Origin of the sequence: Nocardia halotolerans, from assembly GCF_042650145.1 — a bacterium.
In the GTDB taxonomy this organism is placed as follows: domain Bacteria; phylum Actinomycetota; class Actinomycetes; order Mycobacteriales; family Mycobacteriaceae; genus Nocardia; species Nocardia halotolerans.
The window spans coordinates 539,235-555,441 of the sequence record NZ_JBHSDL010000025.1; the positions used below are offsets into that span (position 1 = coordinate 539,235).

Genomic DNA, 16,207 nt, shown 5'->3' on the forward strand with positions numbered 1-16,207 from the left:
GATTTAGGATTTTCACTAGTGTTGTCGTTTTTATGGAACCGAAACGGCCCGGCTCGCGTCCAAGTAGATGTCGGGACCGCTGCAACTGCCAATCCCGACGTCAGCGGCGAACGACCGCTCCGGGATGACGAGGAGGGGAGTCCCGGATCGGTCGTTCCCGACCGACTTCTCCCGGCCCCACCACCGCCGAAAGCTCGCACCCGCACGATGGTGTGCTGACCGATAGCTGAGTTCAGTGGATCAAGTTGTGGCGCACACGCCGCCCGGCACCGCTTCCGGCATGGCAGGATCGAGGCGTGACGAGCTCCGATATCCCCACGGTGCCGGTGGGCGAGGTACCCGCCGGGTTCGACCGTGCGGACCCGGTCCCCGGCGCCCAGCTGCTCGACGTGCGCGAACCCGACGAATGGGCCCTCGGCCACGCACCGGGCGCCGTGCACATCCCGATGGTGGATGTGCCCGCCCGGCTCGACGAGATCGACATCGACGCCGAACTGTACGTGGTGTGCAGGCAGGGTGGCCGCTCCATCGAGGTGGTCAAATATCTGACCCACATCGGGTACGACGCCTGCAATGTGGCGGGGGGCATGGTCGCCTGGCAGCGGACCGGCCGACCGGTGGTCGCCGACGGCGAGCACGAAGCCAAGATCTACTAGTCCGGAACGGGGTGCGCGGGTGAGTTCGGTGGTGCAACCATGTGCACGCTGTGGCGCGCGGTGGGCCGTGCAGGGCGCGCCGATGCACTGGTGCCCGCGTTGCCGTGGCGTGCTGCTGTCGCCGGCCGCGGTAGACGCCCCGCCCGCCAAACGCAACTATCGCTGGATCGCGCGCAGGCCCGATCACCGCACCCGCCGCACCACCGCCGCGACCGCGAGCCCCGCGCTGGGCCCGACGCCGCGCTACACCGAGGTCCCCCGCTGGGGACTGCTCGACCCGCCGCCGCCGGCTCCGCGCACCCCGCCGCGTCCGCTGGGCGGCATGGCGGCCCGGCGTGATCAGCTGCTCGGTCTGGTCACCGTCGCGTTCCTGTTCGCCGCCCTCGCCGAATACGGCCGCTACCTGGTCCTGCTGCAGAACCGCACCCGCCTCGTCCCCAGCTGGCTGCTGTGGATCTCCGACGCCACGGTGCTCACTTTCGGCGTCCTCGCGCCGATCTTCGCGCTGGCCGCCGCGGTCGCACTGGTCGCCTGGCTGATCGAGGCCCGCCGTGCGGCGTTCACCGCGCGCGGTGAACGCGACCCACGCAGGAGCTGGACGCTCGTGGCGGGTTGCCTCGTCCCGGGTGTGAACCTGATCTGGACGGGTGTCTTCCTCACCGAACTCCTCGGCCCCCACCCCGATCCGCGCGCCCTGCGCGCCGTGCGGATCTGGTGGACGGCCTGGGCTGTCAGCGGAGGGCTGTTCGTCACCGCCACGTTGTGGCGCAACGCGTCCACTTTGCAGGCCGAGGCCGACGGCGTCTCGTTCACCGCGTTCACCAACCTGTACGCGGCGGCGTTCGCGGTGCTCACGCTGTGGACGGTGCACCTGATCGAGGGCCGGGATCTGCGTGGTGCGCCCAGGTCGGCGCGACGCTGGGTGATGGCCGCCGATCCCGTCGCGACCGTTATCGCGCCGGTCGAGCCGGGTGGGCCGAGCGCCGAGCAGGGCGAGGTCGAACGCGCGGATTCGCCGGAGCCGGACAAGGATTCGTCTGCGGTGGGCAGTGCCTCGCCTGCGGCGGGCAAGGTATCGCCCGGGGCGGGCAAGGATTCGCCGGATGCGGGCAAGGATTCGCTCGAGGAGGTCGGTGCCAAGTGAGCCAGGGCAATCGCGCGCCGTTCGTGGTCGCGCACCGGGGCGCGTCGGCGGCGCGCCCCGAGCACACCCTCGCCGCCTACGAATTGGCGCTCACCGAAGGCGCCGACGGTGTGGAATGCGATGTGCGGCTAACCCGTGACGGGCACCTGGTGTGCCTGCACGACCGCACCGTCGACCGCACCACCGACGCCACCGGCCTGGTAAGCGAACTGACCCTGGCCGAACTGCGCGACATGAACTTCGGCACCGACGACGCACCGGCCGGCGTGCTGTCGCTCAGCGACCTGATCGGGCTGGTACTGGACTGGCGTACCCGCCCGACCAAGCTCTTCATCGAGACCAAGCACCCGGTGCGCTACGGCGCCCTGGTGGAGAACAAGGTGCTCGCCGAACTCCAGCGTTTCGGCATCGCCACGCCCGCTTCGGCGGATCACTCACGGGCGGTGGTGATGTCGTTCGCGGCGACGGCGGTGTGGCGGGTGCGCCGGGCCGCGCCACTGCTGCCCACGGTGCTGCTGGGCGAGTCCTCCCGCTTCCTCGGCGGGGGCGCGGCGACCACGGTGGGTGCCACCGCGGTGGGGCCGTCGCTGAAAACCTTGCGCGAACATCCCGAACTCGTCGACAAGGCGGCCGCGGCAGGCCGGACCACCTACTGCTGGACCGTCGACGACCCCGACGACGTGAAGTTGTGCGCTGATCTGGGCGTGAGCTGGGTGGCCACCAATCATCCCGGCCGGACGAAAGCGTTGCTCGCCGACCTGTGAACCGGGCCGGTGGCGCGCCGATAGCAGGGGCGCGGGGACGGGAACCGGTGCGCGCCCATAAACTCCGGTACGTGGGTAAAAGCAAGCGGAACAGTCCTAAGCCCGACAGTAATCGGGCTCAGCGTCTCGCCGAGCGGCGTGCGGCGCAGGAGCAGGCATCTGCGGCCGTGACGCGGCCGTTCGAGGGTCTTGCTGCCGAATGTGATCTGGTGGCGCTGCGGGAGTTCGTGCCGTCGGCGACCGCGACCCTGAAGCTCGCGCCCGGCGTGGCCGCGCAGCGCGAGGTCGTCCTGGCGACGGTGCTACCCGGCGCGGTGGCCGCGCTGGTGCGCGCGGGCGAGGAGGAAGTCGGCTTCGTCGGTACGCAGGTGCAGCAGCAGGGCAGCGACCCGTCGGCCGACATCGCCGCGGCGATCCTGTGGACCCAGTCGGCCGAGCCGGGCGAATCGCTCGCCGGTGCCGATTCCGTCGAAGGCGGGCCGCGCCTGGGCGACGTGATCGACCCCGGCGCCGACCTCGAGCTCACCGTGCACCAGGACTTCGACTGGTGGGTGCCCGAGGGTGTCACGCCCGACCCGCAGGTGGCGGCGACGATCGAGCAGGCCAAGCAGGCCATCATGCCTTCGGCGCGCCTGGATCTGGGCGCTGACGGCGTCGGCGCGGCCTGGTGGGTCGACGCGGGCGAGAAGGCGCACGTGCGCTGGGTACGTCCCGAGGACGAGGACGCGCTGATGCTGGCGCTGGCCCGGGTGCACGCCACCGGTGGGCTGCACATGGGTGAGGGTTCGCGCTTCGCCGGTTCGTTCCGTACGCACGGCCTGCTGGTGCCGGTCTTCGACCTGGACCCGGAGCGTCATCCGGCCGAGTGGGCGGCCCCGGCACAGGAGTTCGGTGCGCGGCTGGCCGAGGCCCTCGCCTCGGATGCGCCGATGACGACCGCGGAGCGGCGCTCGCGCGACGGTCTGCGGTCGCGGCAGATCACCCTGCGCTGAGAATTCTCCGAACGCCAACGGCTTCGGCTCGCTGTCCGCGAGCCGAAGCCGTTCAGTACTTGCTGACTAGACGCTGCCGCCGGCGACCGAAGGCGCGCCGGACGCATCCTTCGGGGTGCTCAGCTCGCGCCACATGAAAGCCTCCAGATCGAACAGGTTCGACCCGGCGCGCTCGGCGATATTGAGCAGCGTGGTCATGGCGGCGACTTCTTCGACCTGTTCCTTCAGGAACCACTGCATGAACTGTTCGCCGAGGTAGTCGCCCTCTTCCCGGGCGGTGCTGGCCAGGCGCACGATCTGATCGGTGACCGTCTTCTCCTGGGCCAGGGCCAGCTCGATCGGCTCGCGCGCGGATTCGAAGCTCGACTTCGCCGCGTCGATACCGGCGATTTCCACACTGATGTCGCGATCGAGGAAATACTGCACGATCATCAGCGCGTGATTCCGCTCTTCCACCGACTGGGCGTAGAAGCGCTTGGCGAGCTGCGGCAGGTCGTTGTTGTCGAACCACACCGCAATCGCGATGTACTGATGTTCGGCGTTGAACTCATGCCGGATCTGGTCTTGGAGCAGGCTGTGGAATTTGCTGCGGGGGGGTTCCGGATGAATCGACATGGCGCAACATTAACGCTGGTCAGACGCCTTGTCATCCAAGTGTAGCCTTATTGAGGACAGTATTCCCTAACCTAGTATTTCCTAACTTGGCCCGCCATTCGGGGCGCCGTGTTATCGGCCGACACCGCACGGGTGAGTTCGCGGCGAACGAATTCCTCGACATCGAAGAGGTTTCCCTGCCGGTCCAGCACCGCGAGCAAAGTGGACATCTCGGCGATATCGCCCACCTGCTCTTTGAGGAACCACTGGGTGAACTGTTCGCCCAGGTAATCGTCGCAATCCCGGGCCGCGGCGGCCAGCGCGCTGATCTGATCTGCGGTGCGCTGTTCGCGTTCGAGCAGGAAGGCGATCGCATCGCGCGGTGAGCCGAACTCGGAGCGGATCTCGTCGAGACCGCCGATGGAAACCCGTGCGTCGCGGTCGAGCAGATACTGCACCATCCGCATCGCGTGACCGTGGTTGTCGTGCGAATGCGCATACGCCTGCGCGGCCAGCTCGGGGAGGCGCTCGGTATCGAAATAGACGGCGGCGGCCAAATACTGCTGCGCGGTTGTGAGCCCGTGCCGGACCTGATCGCGCACCAGTGCGAGGAAATTTTCGTCGTCGGCCATGCCATCGACGTTACCGGGTGAGCAGGTCCTGCGGAATCTGCCGGTCGTTGGCGAGCGCGTCGAAGAAATCCGGTGCCTTCGACTTGTCCCACAGCAGCACATTGCCCACCGCGGTGTTGTCGAAGCCGCCGATCGGGACGGTGGTGGTCACCGTGTCACCGCGCATCGCCCAGCCGAGGGCGGCCAGATTCCAGATGTGGTCGCCGTCGTCGACCTTCAGTGATCCGGCCACCCCCGTCGCCATCGGCCACAGCGCGAACGGGTTGAGCACGGTGCCCATGCTCGTCGCCTCCTTCAGCAGCGCCGACATGAACATCCGCTGATGATTCATCCGGTCCACATCCGCGTTCGGGGTGGCCCGGGTGCGCACGAATCCGAGCGCCTGCGGGCCGGACAGTTCCTGGCAACCCGCGGGCAGGTCGAGCCCGGCCAGCGGGTCCGAGATCGGTTGATCCAGGCACATTTCGATGCCGCCGACCGCGTCGACCACGTCGGCGAAACCACCGAAACCGATCTGACCGTAGTGGTCGATCCGCAGCCCCGTCGCCACCTCCACCGTCTGGACCAGCAGTTCGGCGCCACCCAACGCGAACGACGCGTTGAGCTTGTCGCGGCCGTGGCCCGGAATGCTCACGTAGGAGTCACGCGGCAGGCTCACCATGGTGGTCGGCCCGGACGCGGGAATGTGCACGAGCATGATCGTGTCGGTGCGCTCGGGCCCCACATCGCCGCCGGTGGCCAGCTGCTGGGTCTGCTCCTCGGACAGATCGGCGCGCCCGTCGGACCCCACCAGCAGCCAGTTCGTGCCGGGCGTATCGGCCACACGATCACTGTAGGAAGTCAGCGCGGAAATGCGGGTGAGGGAATTGTCGAGGTGCACCACCGCCGCGATCAGCCCGGCGATCAGCAACACGACGATCACCATCAGCCACCGGAACGGATGCCGCCTGCGCCGCCGACGCGGCGGCCGGGGCTGCCTGCCCCCACCGGCGGGCGGCGGGCGGCGACGCGGCGGGGCGGGATCGTGCGGGACCGGGCGCTGGGTCGGCGCGTGCCCGCCCGGCTCGCGGACCGGACGCTGCGGAGGCGCGTGCCGGGTCTTGTCACCGGGCACCTGGGAATAGGCGAGGGGTCCGTCGCCGCGCCCGTCGCGGTGCATGACCTGGGTGGGCTCTGGCCCGTGCCCGGGTGGAGCGTACCGGGCCGTGGGGCCGTCCGGCGGGCCCGAACGCCGGGCGGGACGACCGGCTGCCGCGGGTGGCGGCGGGGTGCCACGGCGACGCGCGGCCCGTCCACTCTGGGGTGAACGTGGGTCGCCGCCGCGCTGCGCGGGCGAATCGTCGTGAGGCGGACGCGGGCTTCGGCCGGCGCGCACGGCCGGATCGTTACGGAAGGAGCTCGGGTTGCCGCCGCGCTGCCCGGGCGGTTCGCCCTGGGGCCGCCGTGGGCGCCGGCCTCCAGCTGGGTCGCCGGGCGGGGGCGGCGGGTTTCCGCGGCGCCGCAGGGCCGGATCGTGCTCGGGTGGAATCGGCCTGCCGTCGGGGCGCGCTCGCGGCGGCACCGCAGGTCCACCGGGGTGGCCGCCAGGTGGCGGCACCCGGCGTCTGCGTGGATCGTCGCCGTTCATCACCGTCAAACTCTACTGATCGTGGGGTACGCGGGTCGGTTCTGCGCGTTCGGTCACTATGGGATACCCCGGGAGATACCCGTCGTTAGCGTGACACGCGCGATGGTGGCGAGTCCGGCTGTGACACGCCGCTCACGGTAGCCAGCCGACCCGTCCGCGCAGCGCGGTGTAGCCGAGGTAGGCGACGGCGTCGATGGTGGCGTGCGCCAGGATCAGCGGCCACAGCCGGTTGGTGCGCTGCCAGTACCGGCCGAAGACGATCCCCATCACGATGTTGCCGAGACCACCACCGAGCCCCTGATAGAGGTGGTAGCTGCCGCGCAGCAGGGCCGAGGCGAGCAGCGACCCGTTCTCCGACCAGCCCAGCTTGCGCAACCGGGTGATCAGGTAGGCCACCACCAGCACCTCCTCGGCCACCGAGTTCGCACCGGCCGCCAGGATCAGCACCGGCAACCGCCACCATTGCTCCGACAGCGAATCCGGGACGATGGTGACGCTCACCCCCAATGCGTGGGCGACCAGATACAACCCCAGCCCGGGCACCCCGATCACCGCGGCCAGTACCAGGCCCGCCACCACATCGCCGCGCCCGATCCTGGCCAACCCGATCAGCCGCGGCCCGATCCCGCTGCGCCACAACAGATACAGCCCCAGCGCCGCCCATGCCAGCAACCGTGCCACTCCGACCAGCTGGAACAGCAGGTCGATGAGGGAACTGTTCGACCGCGAGGCGTTCAACGCCACCGTCCGCCCACCGACCCCACCGGGTGACAACGCCGAGTCCAGCAGCGACAGCCCGGCACTGATCCCGCTGAGCCCGAAGGTCACCAGCAGCACAACGCTGATCTCGACCCGCAAGCCGAACCGTTCGCGATCGCTCAGCTGTTCGTCCGGGGGTTCCACGCGCATGTCGCGCAGTGTAAGAGGGTTGCGCCGGCCCTTCGCTCCCCGGTCGGCACGCCGCTGTTCAGGGGCGGCGCGACCGTTCAGGAACGGGGCGCGGCCGAGTGCACACACCGGTCGCTGTGCGTGCCCCGCCGGTACGGGCAGGGTCGTGCCGGGTCGCGCATGTCGTTGTCGGCCCCCGGATCGGCTTGCGAACTCAGATGCGGCGCAACCCGTTCAGGAACGGGGCGCGGCCGAGTGCACACACCGGTCGCTGTGCGTGCCCCGCCGCTACGGGCAGCGCAGTGCCGGCTCCCGCGGTTCGTTGTCGGCGCCGGATCGGCCTGCGAACTCAGATGCGGCGCAATCCGTTCAGGAAGGGGCAGCCGGCGAGGATGCGCACCGCGCGGCTCAGCGACTCGATGTCGTCGGCAGGGGAGGCGAACGGTAAGCGCACGTCGTGGTCGCTGTCGACACCTTCGACGCGGAGGGTGATGCCGTAGCGGTCGATGGCCAGCGGGTGCACCTGGCCGCCGCGCAGCCGGGCGGGCAGGTGCCGCGCGAGCTGGGCCACCACGTCGGCGTGGTCTTCGACCAGGTGCTGCAACCAGGGACCTTCCAGTTCGCAGAACGGGTCGGTGTCGGCCGCGCGCAGGTCGGCGTGGTCGACGGATTCGGCGCCGGAGGTGTCGGCCAGAACCGCCGAGTTCACCACCACCCGCAGCAGCGTCACCCCGTGGCCCACATCGAGCAGGCCGGGATGCGGGAAGTCCTTGGCGATCTCGACGGCGAGCGCGCGCTGCGCCCCCGCAGGCACCTGACGTACCCAGCCGCGCAACCACACCAGCGCGCGGACCGGTTCGCGCAGCGGCAGCGGCGCGTGGTCGGTGAGTTCGAGCACCGCGGAGGTTTCGTTGGCAGTGGCGGCCAGGGCGGCGGCCAGCGAGTCTGCGGGCACGGCGATCACCGCGTCACCGCATCGGCGCAGGTGATGCAGGGTCGTCGGGACCGGGTCGATACCGGGAAGCGCGAGCACCGCCGTCTCCGCGTGGGTGCACGCGCTGCGCACCCGCTCCGCGGTCGTCGGCGCGAGGATCGTGGTGGGGCTCGACATGACAACCTCCGCGAACTATTGATTAGGTAAACCTAAGCTAAGTTACCGAGCCCGTCTGCGCAAGAGGGACACCGCGAGAAATCGGCGCGACATTTCCCTCTACGGTGGTCTGATGACGCACGGCGACCACTCGACCCCCGCGGAACCAGTCCTGGTCAGCCTCTCCGCGCCCGCCCGCCGCAGCCTCGTCGCCGGCCTGGTCCAGCCCGTGGGCAGCGCACCGGACACCGCCCGCCTCGTTGACGCCGACATCCCCGACACCGCACTCGCCGCCGTCCTCGTCGGTATCGCCCACGCCGACAGCGGTTTCGTCGCGCGCACCGGCAGCGGGCCCCGCGCGGTCGCCATCGTCGCGGGCACCGTCGCCGCGCTGTGCGGCGAAGACATCCTCACCGCACTGGCAGATCCAGACCTCGCCTTCTTGAAGGGGCTCAAGCCACCGGCTATCGAGGCCCTCCGCACCGTCCTGCTCGGTATAGAAACCACTGATGAGCAGGCGATCATCGCCGCCCTGCGAGTGCTGGAAGCTTGAGCTCGGCCGACGTCCGGCGCCACGGCAGCTAATCTTTCTGTGTGCCGCGTATTGCGTATTTCGGGCCGTCCGGAACCTTCACCGAGATGGCGTTGGTGAAGTTCGAGAACTCGGGGGCCTTCCACGGCCCGGTCGAGCGAGTGGCCGCGCCCAGTCAGGGCGCGGCGCTGGAGCTGATCCGCTCCGGCGCCGTCGACGGCGCGGTGGTGCCGTTCGAGAGCTCGGTCGAAGGATCCATCCCGGCGACCCTCGACTCCCTGGCCATCGGCCCCCGGCTACAGATCATCGCCGAAGCCGAACTCGAGGTGAGCTTCTCGATCGTCGCCCGACCCGGCACCGAACTGGCCGACGTGCGCACGCTGGCGGCCTATCCGGTGGCGGCGGCGCAGGTCCGGGAATGGGTGGCCCGCCACCTGCCCGGCGCGCGGCCCTACATCTCGGCGTCGAACGCCGCGGCCGCCGAGGATGTGGCCGCGGGCACCGCCGACGCCGCGGTGTCGACCGAACTCGCCGGGCAACGACTGAGCTTGGTGACCCTGGCCGCCGGCGTGGCCGACCACGACCAGGCGATCACCCGCTTCGTCCTGGTGACCAAACCCGGCCCGGCCCCGAAACCCACCGGCGCCGACCGCACCTCCGTGGTGCTCGAACTGCCCAACGAGCCCGGCTCCCTGATGCGCGCGTTCGCCGAATTCGCTACCCGAGGCGTGGATCTCACCCGCATCGAGTCGCGTCCCACCCGCACCGGAATGGGCACCTATCGCTTCTATCTGGACTGTGTCGGCCACATCGATGACGCGGCGGTGGCCGAGACGCTGAAGGCACTGCATCGCACGGCCCACATCCGGTTTCTCGGTTCCTGGCCCGCGACCTCGGCGGTCGGCACACCACCACCGGCCGACGAACCCGCCGCGGAATGGTTGACGCAATTGCGAGAGGGGGTCGCGGACCTATGACAACCCGCGCGAAACTGGTACTGGTCCGCCACGGCGAAACCGAAGGCAACGTGGCGAGAATCCTCGACACCCGGGTGCCCGGCCTGCCGCTCACCGAACGTGGAGCGGCACAGGCGAAAACGTTCGGCTCCACCCTCATTCGACCGCCCCGGGTGCTGGTGACCTCGGAGGCGCTGCGGGCCCGCCAGACCGCCGGCCACATCTGCGATGCCACGGGCACCGCCGCCCAGGTGCTCGACAACCTCTACGAAGTGCAGGTCGGCGAGCTGCACGGGCGCAGCGACCGCGCCGCCCACGAACTGTTCCAGCAGGTGTACCACGGTTGGCACCACGGTGATCTCGACACCAGGACACCCGGCGGCGAATCGGGTCGCGAAGTCCTCGACCGCATCCTGCCGGTGCTCACCGACCTGCGCGAGCGCTACCTCACCGACGACATCGAGGGCGACGTGGTGGTCGTGAACCACGGTGCCGCAATGCGTTTGATCGGCAAGGCGCTGGGCGGGGTGGCCCCGCCGTTCACCACGAACAACCACCTCGACAACACCGAGACGATCGAACTGCTCCCCACCGACGACGGCGGTTGGGAATGCCTGCGATGGGGCCGCTTCACCCCACCGTTCACGGTGAAGGCCGATCCCATCCCCGACGACCCCATGGGGTGAACGCCCTGCGCCGCCGGCGCGCGGAGCCGATCAGGCGCCGGGCGTAGCTGCTTTGAATTCCGTTCGGACCGGCAGGGATTCGATCAGGTCGGCCAGCGCGGTGCGCAGCCGGGCGTTGGTGCCGGTGGCGATGGACGACCACTTCACGCCGTCGTCGGCGACGCTGGCGGTGATGATGAATCGCCCTGCGCGCGTGTTGAACACCGCGATGTGGTTGTCCTGCACATCGCGGGTGCCGTCACCGTAGGCGACGCCCACGATCTCGGCGTAGGAATGGATGTCGACCAGCGCCGAGGCCAGCGTCTGCGCATCAGTGGGCGGCTTGCCCACTTCGCTGAGCCGCTTCGCGGTACCCGCGGCGTCACCGGTGTCGCCGAAGATCGGCGCGAGTTCCTCGGTGGGAGCGTTCATCCCGTACAGCTCGAGCGCGTCGGTGTGCCCGAGGGCTTGCAGCACCGCACCCGGCAGATCCAGGCCCGCGTCGTCGATGACGTAGGAGTCCGGCCCGCGCAGGGCGACGACCGCGCGGTCGTCGCCCTGCGCCAGACAGAAACGGTTCACCTGACCGGCGACCACCCACCGCAGCGCGATGATCCACTGCGGCCGGTAGAGCACCCGCAGGCGCTCGGCGAGCTCGGGCACCACCACGTCACCGAAGAGCAGTTCCCGTTCGGTGAGGGCGGCCTGAGCCGCCTTCATGGCGGCGTCGTGCGCGGTGACGTCGTCGTAGCGGCCCAGGGCGTCGAGCACCACGGGCATCTCGTCGAATTGCAGTGTCTCCAAGAGGAACTGCATGTCGTCGAGCGAGAGCACGACGGCCTCGAGCAGCGACCCCCCGCCACCCGTGCCGAGCACCGTCATTTGGCCGATCCGGCGAGGTCGGCGCCGATCACGCCGTCGGCGGCGTAGCGACCGTCGGTGAAGGGCTCATCCGAGCGGCCGTAGTCCACGGCGTCGTGCTCGTCGTCGTCCTCGCCCTTGGCGGCACGGTTGCCCATCAGCGGGTTGGCGCCTGCGCCGGTGCTGCGCGCGGGTGCGCCTTCGGTCCGGACCACGGTCGACTCGCTGACCGGTGCCGCCGCGGGCGCGCTGGCCGCGGCGCCCCAGCCGTCGGGCAACTTCAGCGCGCCCGCACCGAGGGACACCCCGCCGACGCTGGCCGACGCGGTGCCCATGCCACCGGCGGCGGCCATGCCCGCGCCGCCGCCCATCATGGCCGGTCCGGGTGTCGCGCCCGCGGGCACGGTGGCCGTGGCGGCCGACACCGCGGAGGCGCCGATGTTGCCGACGGTGCCGACACCGCCGGAGACGACGCTGCCCGCGACATTGGCGGCCTGGGTGGCCGCGCTGACCACGCCCGGGTTGGAGACGAGGGCCTGGGCCGCGCCGACCGCGGCCTGCAACGGGTTGCCGCCGAAGTCGCCCTGGGTGGCCGAGCCCGCGCCGCTGGCGATCGAGGGCGGCATCGAGAACTCACCGGGGGTGGTGACGGTGGCGGTGGTGGCGGCCTCGTAGGTCTCCATCACCAGCGCCGCGCGAATGTCCATGGCGTGGCGCGCGATCTCGGCCACCTCGAACGCGCCGGACACGACGCCGGGCGGGTTGGCCGAGGCGGCGACGGCGGCATTGGTGGCGGCGATCTCGGGCAGGCTCGGCATGGCGATCGAGGCCACGGTGTAGGCGGTGGCGTTGGCGGCGGTCTTCGCGCTCATCGTCGCGGCCATCGCACTCTGCTGACCGGTCCAGGCGAGGAAGGGCCCGAGCTTGGCGAGCACGGCGAGACCGTTCACACCCTGCAGGCCGACCCCGACCTCGGCCATCACGCGGGTGATGGTGAACGTGGCGTCGCCCCACGCCGCGGCGAGGGTGCCCCACGAGGTGGCGGCGGCGGTGATCGGGACCGCGTGGGCGCCCGCGTTGAGTGTGGTGGAGTTGACTTCGGCCATACGTGGCAGCCAGAAAACCCCGGTGATCCCTGCGGTCATGCTTGTTTCTCCCCTGAATGAATGATCGTCGGCGGATCGAGTGCGGCTACACCTGAACGGCGTTGATCGTGGCCGCGCGGACCAGGTCTTCGCCGACGTGGGTGGCCAACTGCGAGCGCAGGGTCGCGGCCGCGTGGTGCAGCTCGAGGATCCCCTGGGCGATGGCGCCGTCGTGGGTGCCTGCCGCCCGGTTGAAGTGGCTCGCCGCGAGCAGCGAGACCTCCTCGGCACCGGAGGGCAGCACGTGCGTGGTGGGGCCGGCCAGCGTGGCGGCCGCGGCGAGCCGCTCCGCGAGCAGATCCAGCTCGGCAGCTGCGGCGAGGACGATTTCAGGTGTAACGAGAACGTGTCCAACCATGACCCGACTCCTTCTGGTGGCGACTATCGGGAACCACGAGAATTCCCCCTACGAGTGATAGGACGCGAGAGCGGGTCGTTCGGTTCCATAGATCCCCCACCCAATTTTCGCTAACCCCATCCCAACTCATGCAACCGGTCGTCGTCAATCCCGAAATAGTGTGCTATTTCATGGATCACGGTGATCGCCACTTCCTCGATCACCTCGTCGTCGGTGTCACAGATGTCGAGAATAGCCTCTCGATAGATGGTTACGGTATCGGGCAGCGAACCCGCGTAGTAGCTGTCGCGTTCGGTCAGGGCGATCCCGTGGTAGAGCCCGAGCAAGGAGGGCTCCTCGTCGTTGCGTGCCTCCACCAGCACCACCACGTTGTCGATCGCCCCCGTGAGCTCGGGCGGAATCAGGTCGAGCGCATCGCCGACGAGCTCGTCGAACCGATCCGGCGACATCGCGTCCGCCCTCATCGCGGTTGCGGCTGCGGAGGTAGCGGGGCCGCGCCCGGCAGCGGGGCGGGGGTGGAACGACCGGTGTTGGGCGGGGGCACCGGGGCCTGGCCGTCGATCAGGATCTCACCGCGCGCCGAACCCACGATCGGCGCGAAACCCTCACGATCGACACCCTTTCCGAGCCAGCAGTCCAGCCGACGGCTGCCCGCCAGCCAGCTCGACGGCTCGAGATAGTCGAAGAACAGCGTCAGTGTCTTGTTGCGGATCGCGTCGGGGCTGCCGAGGTACTCGGTGGACATGCGGTTGCACTCGGCCTCGACGAACTTGTCCTGCTGGGCCTCGGTGGGCGGTCCGCCGGTGAACTCGGCCCCCAGGTTCACGTTGCCCACGATCTCCACCGCGTGCGGTTGCGCGCAGTCGACCGGGTCGGTCGGCAGGTTCTGGTTGATGCCGAGGCAGGTGCCCACCGGGTGCACCTTGGACTGGTCGGACCCGACCACCGAACCCGTGGACGGCGGGCTGGCCGCGGTGGCGGCCACCTGCACACCGCAGCGCAACGTCCGGTCGCCGTGCTGCCAGCCCGCCGGGCTCGGCGACATCACGTTCACCAGATACTTGCCGCGCGGGTCGAGGCGCCCGCCCAGGTAGTTCTGTACCGCGGGCAGGCAGTGCTCGTCGCGCAGCTCGGTCAACCGCAGCGAATCCGGGTGGCGGGTGCCCTCACCGAACTCGCGGCCCGGGTAGGCGCCCAGGTTTATCACCCCGGCCACCTCGAACAGGTGCTCGTCGGCGCAGTTCACCTTCAGCAGGTCGCTGCGGTCGGTCCTGGTCCAGTTCAGGCAGTCGCCCACGTCGGCGCTGCTGAACTCCTTGTCCCTGACCACGGGTGCGGTACCGGGCTGGTGGGCTTCGACCTTGTCGGTGTCGAAGCCGGTGACCGTCATCGTGACCAGCGCCGCGAGCACCGCGCCGAGAGCGCCCAGCAGCAGCCCCCACCGCAGCTTCGGCGCCGATACGTGCAGCGAACTGGCGACGCGGCCCCGCGGGGCGGTCTCGGATCCCGCTGCTGGTTCACTCTGCTTCTCGGACATCGCCAGCGATTGTATGCCGGGCCCGGCCGCCGCCCCGGTGAAGTCGGCTCAGCCGCGCAGCGCCGACCAGAAGATGCCCGGCAACCTGCGCAGCTTTGCGTCACCGTAGAACTCGGTGAGCCTGCGACCGGTGGTGGCGCCGGTCTTGTTGGCGACGAACCACGGCGGTTTGGGGGTGGTGGAGAATTCACCGGCCAGGATCGAGCGCGGAGCCGGACGGAACGGGCCGCGCACCACCGTGCGTTCCACGTCGTCGAGCAGGAAGGCGTTGTGGACCACGCCGATGCCGCTCTGCACGTCGTCGATGGTGTGGCCGGGGTAGGCGCCCCAGCTGGCCCGCGGGGTGAGGAAGGCCAGACCGGTCCAGCTGTTGAGCGCGACGGTGCCGTAGCGCAGGTCCTCGATCGCGGAGTCGAGTCGCGCGCCCAGGGCCTTGATGGTGTCGGGGTGGGCGATGATGTTGGCCCCGAGCGTGCCCATCAGCTTGTCGTTGGCGAACTCGACCGCGTTGCCGAGGAAATCCTCGCCCGGCAGTTCCACCACGCCGAGCACGGGGGAGAAGTACTCGGTCCCCAGCAGCGGGGTGTCCTCGGTGGGCAGGTTCTCGACCAGGACGCGACCGTTCGCCCGGCCGGCGGCCGGATAGCTGTCCAGCGCGCCCGCCACCCGGTTGTCGCTGCCGGGGTAGTACGCCTTGCGCGCGGGCGCGCCATCGATGGCGGCGCGCAGTTCGGTGAGGAACTGCTGCTTCTGCGGCCAGTCCGCGCTCAGCACCACCGTCTGCGCGGCCACACAGTTGTAGCCGCCGTTGTGCAGGCGCATCGTGGCCACGTGCTCGGCTTGGAACTTCAGATCGGCGGCGCTCCACTCACCGGGGATCACGATGCACGGCGCCACACCGCCGAGTTCGCTGGTGATCGGCTTGGTGAGCGCGGGTTCGCCCGCCTGCTTGCGCCGCGCGCCCTCCTCGCCGGTGCCCCAGACGATCGCGTCATGGGTCGGGGCGCCGCCGGTCATGTGCACGTGCGCGACCTGTGGATGATTCACCAGGTAGCCGCCCTCGGCCGCGCCGCCGGTGAGGATGCGCACCACGCCCAGCTCGATGAACGGAGCGAAAATCGCCTGCAGCACCGGCAGCAGCGGGTCGGTGATCGGATTGAGCTTGAGCGCGACGACCCGGTTGTTGGCGTAGAGCTCGTAGAGGGTGTCCAGCGGCGCGATCGACATGATGTTGCCCGCGCCGAGCACCGCGCCCACCCCGTTGGTCTCGGCCGGGGTGAGCTGGGCCAGACCGGCCTTGCGGCGCGCGGTGGCCGCGTCGACGCCGGGACGCAACCACACTTCGCCGCTGAACCCGCTGAGTAGCAGCTTGTCGAAGATCCCGTGCGGCAGCACCGGCACCGAGACCCGGCCGCCGGGCGCGGAACCGAGGTCGACACCGTCGAGCGGGCTGGCGCCCTGCTCCAGCGCGGCCATCGTGTCGCTGAGTGCCTGCACGCCGCCCAGCATCGTCATCGGGCCCGACATCCACTCCTCACCGACCAGCGGGCTGTCGACGTCGAGCTGCTTGATGGTGCGCGCCGCCGCCACCCACGCCTCGGCGTCGCGGGCGGTGAGCGCGTGTAGCTCGTCGAGCAGTTCGCGGCGGCGGCCCAGGCCGGTCGCGGCCCAGGTCTTGACCCCCTCGGTCAGATCAGCGAGCGCGGTATCGATGGCTGCGGTGTCGAAAGTGGTACTCACATTGCAACTATGCCCCTGCCGGGGCG

At 69.9% G+C, this 16,207-nt stretch carries 18 protein-coding genes; 7 read left to right on the forward strand and 11 right to left on the reverse strand.

The window, feature by feature from the left end:
• The first annotated feature begins 296 nt into the window (after positions 1–296).
• The 4 genes from ACFO5K_RS21040 (at position 297) to ACFO5K_RS21055 (ending at position 3,556) form a co-directional block, all read left to right on the forward strand.
• A complete protein-coding gene (locus ACFO5K_RS21040; protein ID WP_378565588.1) occupies positions 297–656 on the forward strand; it encodes a rhodanese-like domain-containing protein in 360 nt (119 codons plus the stop codon).
• 109 nt (positions 657–765) lie between these two features.
• Positions 766–1,800, forward strand: coding sequence for a DUF4328 domain-containing protein (locus tag ACFO5K_RS21045; RefSeq protein ID WP_378565590.1), 1,035 nt, complete (start codon positions 766–768; stop codon positions 1,798–1,800).
• Complete coding sequence (locus ACFO5K_RS21050) at positions 1,797–2,564, forward strand: glycerophosphodiester phosphodiesterase (protein ID WP_378565592.1); 768 nt, start codon at positions 1,797–1,799, stop codon at positions 2,562–2,564. Before ACFO5K_RS21045 ends, ACFO5K_RS21050 begins: the two co-directional genes overlap by 4 nt.
• A gap of 71 nt (positions 2,565–2,635) precedes the next feature.
• Positions 2,636–3,556, forward strand: a complete 921-nt coding sequence (locus ACFO5K_RS21055; RefSeq protein ID WP_378565594.1) for a DUF5926 family protein — start codon at positions 2,636–2,638, stop codon at positions 3,554–3,556.
• A gap of 66 nt (positions 3,557–3,622) precedes the next feature.
• Here ACFO5K_RS21055 and ACFO5K_RS21060 read toward each other — a convergent pair whose 3' ends face one another.
• The 5 genes from ACFO5K_RS21060 to ACFO5K_RS21080 all read right to left on the reverse strand — a co-directional run bounded on the left by ACFO5K_RS21060 (position 3,623) and on the right by ACFO5K_RS21080 (position 8,408).
• A complete protein-coding gene (locus ACFO5K_RS21060; protein ID WP_378565596.1) occupies positions 3,623–4,171 on the reverse strand; it encodes a ferritin in 549 nt (182 codons plus the stop codon).
• A gap of 71 nt (positions 4,172–4,242) precedes the next feature.
• Positions 4,243–4,782 carry a ferritin gene (locus tag ACFO5K_RS21065; RefSeq protein ID WP_378565598.1) on the reverse strand — a complete coding sequence of 180 codons (540 nt, stop codon included), beginning with the start codon at positions 4,780–4,782 and terminating at the stop codon, positions 4,243–4,245.
• Positions 4,783–4,792: 10 nt separating this feature from the next.
• Positions 4,793–5,941: an LCP family protein gene (locus ACFO5K_RS21070; RefSeq protein WP_378565600.1), complete on the reverse strand. Its 1,149-nt coding sequence runs from the start codon at positions 5,939–5,941 to the stop codon at positions 4,793–4,795.
• A gap of 600 nt (positions 5,942–6,541) precedes the next feature.
• Positions 6,542–7,318 (reverse strand): CPBP family intramembrane glutamic endopeptidase, encoded by a 777-nt coding sequence (locus ACFO5K_RS21075; protein ID WP_378565602.1) that lies wholly within the window; start codon positions 7,316–7,318, stop codon positions 6,542–6,544.
• Between the two features lie 328 nt (positions 7,319–7,646).
• Complete coding sequence (locus ACFO5K_RS21080) at positions 7,647–8,408, reverse strand: DUF2470 domain-containing protein (RefSeq protein WP_378565604.1); 762 nt, start codon at positions 8,406–8,408, stop codon at positions 7,647–7,649.
• A 112-nt stretch (positions 8,409–8,520) separates the two neighbouring features.
• Here ACFO5K_RS21080 and ACFO5K_RS21085 point away from each other — a divergent pair, with 112 nt between their 5' ends.
• From ACFO5K_RS21085 to ACFO5K_RS21095, 3 genes are read left to right on the forward strand one after another with little or no spacing between them, the layout of a single operon-like run.
• Positions 8,521–8,940 (forward strand): hypothetical protein, encoded by a 420-nt coding sequence (locus ACFO5K_RS21085; RefSeq protein WP_378565607.1) that lies wholly within the window; start codon positions 8,521–8,523, stop codon positions 8,938–8,940.
• Positions 8,941–8,981: 41 nt separating this feature from the next.
• Positions 8,982–9,896 carry a prephenate dehydratase gene (gene pheA / locus ACFO5K_RS21090; RefSeq protein ID WP_378565610.1) on the forward strand — a complete coding sequence of 305 codons (915 nt, stop codon included), beginning with the start codon at positions 8,982–8,984 and terminating at the stop codon, positions 9,894–9,896.
• Positions 9,893–10,561 (forward strand): histidine phosphatase family protein, encoded by a 669-nt coding sequence (locus ACFO5K_RS21095; protein ID WP_378565613.1) that lies wholly within the window; start codon positions 9,893–9,895, stop codon positions 10,559–10,561. Before pheA ends, ACFO5K_RS21095 begins: the two co-directional genes overlap by 4 nt.
• Before the next feature lie 30 nt (positions 10,562–10,591).
• Here ACFO5K_RS21095 and ACFO5K_RS21100 read toward each other — a convergent pair whose 3' ends face one another.
• From ACFO5K_RS21100 to ACFO5K_RS21125, 6 genes are all read right to left on the reverse strand, one after another.
• Positions 10,592–11,422: an ESX secretion-associated protein EspG gene (locus ACFO5K_RS21100; protein WP_378565616.1), complete on the reverse strand. Its 831-nt coding sequence runs from the start codon at positions 11,420–11,422 to the stop codon at positions 10,592–10,594.
• Positions 11,419–12,546 (reverse strand): PPE family protein, encoded by a 1,128-nt coding sequence (locus tag ACFO5K_RS21105; protein WP_378565619.1) that lies wholly within the window; start codon positions 12,544–12,546, stop codon positions 11,419–11,421. The genes ACFO5K_RS21100 and ACFO5K_RS21105 overlap by 4 nt, the downstream gene beginning before the upstream one ends.
• Before the next feature lie 46 nt (positions 12,547–12,592).
• Entirely contained in the window at positions 12,593–12,904 is a 312-nt protein-coding gene (locus tag ACFO5K_RS21110; RefSeq protein ID WP_378565622.1) for a PE family protein, read from the reverse strand.
• Positions 12,905–13,014: 110 nt separating this feature from the next.
• On the reverse strand, positions 13,015–13,353 hold the full coding sequence (locus ACFO5K_RS21115) for a metallopeptidase family protein (RefSeq protein WP_378565625.1): 339 nt from the start codon (positions 13,351–13,353) through the stop codon (positions 13,015–13,017).
• Between the two features lie 11 nt (positions 13,354–13,364).
• Positions 13,365–14,441, reverse strand: a complete 1,077-nt coding sequence (locus ACFO5K_RS21120; RefSeq protein WP_378565628.1) for a septum formation family protein — start codon at positions 14,439–14,441, stop codon at positions 13,365–13,367.
• Positions 14,442–14,489: 48 nt separating this feature from the next.
• The gene (locus ACFO5K_RS21125; protein ID WP_378565631.1) at positions 14,490–16,181 is read right to left on the reverse strand and encodes an aldehyde dehydrogenase family protein; all 1,692 of its coding nucleotides are present in this window, start codon (positions 16,179–16,181) and stop codon (positions 14,490–14,492) included.
• Between the last annotated feature and the right edge of the window lie 26 nt (positions 16,182–16,207).

Coding starts and splice junctions, on each gene's coding strand:
- ACFO5K_RS21060 (WP_378565596.1), bottom strand. CDS start 4,171: ATGTCGATTCATCCGGAACCCCCCCGCAGCAAATTCCACAGCCTGCTC.
- ACFO5K_RS21065 (WP_378565598.1), bottom strand. CDS start 4,782: ATGGCCGACGACGAAAATTTCCTCGCACTGGTGCGCGATCAGGTCCGG.
- ACFO5K_RS21070 (WP_378565600.1), bottom strand. CDS start 5,941: ATGCACCGCGACGGGCGCGGCGACGGACCCCTCGCCTATTCCCAGGTG.
- ACFO5K_RS21075 (WP_378565602.1), bottom strand. CDS start 7,318: ATGCGCGTGGAACCCCCGGACGAACAGCTGAGCGATCGCGAACGGTTC.
- ACFO5K_RS21080 (WP_378565604.1), bottom strand. CDS start 8,408: ATGTCGAGCCCCACCACGATCCTCGCGCCGACGACCGCGGAGCGGGTG.
- ACFO5K_RS21085 (WP_378565607.1), top strand. CDS start 8,521: ATGACGCACGGCGACCACTCGACCCCCGCGGAACCAGTCCTGGTCAGC.
- ACFO5K_RS21095 (WP_378565613.1), top strand. CDS start 9,893: ATGACAACCCGCGCGAAACTGGTACTGGTCCGCCACGGCGAAACCGAA.
- ACFO5K_RS21100 (WP_378565616.1), bottom strand. CDS start 11,422: ATGACGGTGCTCGGCACGGGTGGCGGGGGGTCGCTGCTCGAGGCCGTC.
- ACFO5K_RS21105 (WP_378565619.1), bottom strand. CDS start 12,546: ATGACCGCAGGGATCACCGGGGTTTTCTGGCTGCCACGTATGGCCGAA.
- ACFO5K_RS21110 (WP_378565622.1), bottom strand. CDS start 12,904: ATGGTTGGACACGTTCTCGTTACACCTGAAATCGTCCTCGCCGCAGCT.
- ACFO5K_RS21115 (WP_378565625.1), bottom strand. CDS start 13,353: ATGTCGCCGGATCGGTTCGACGAGCTCGTCGGCGATGCGCTCGACCTG.
- ACFO5K_RS21120 (WP_378565628.1), bottom strand. CDS start 14,441: ATGTCCGAGAAGCAGAGTGAACCAGCAGCGGGATCCGAGACCGCCCCG.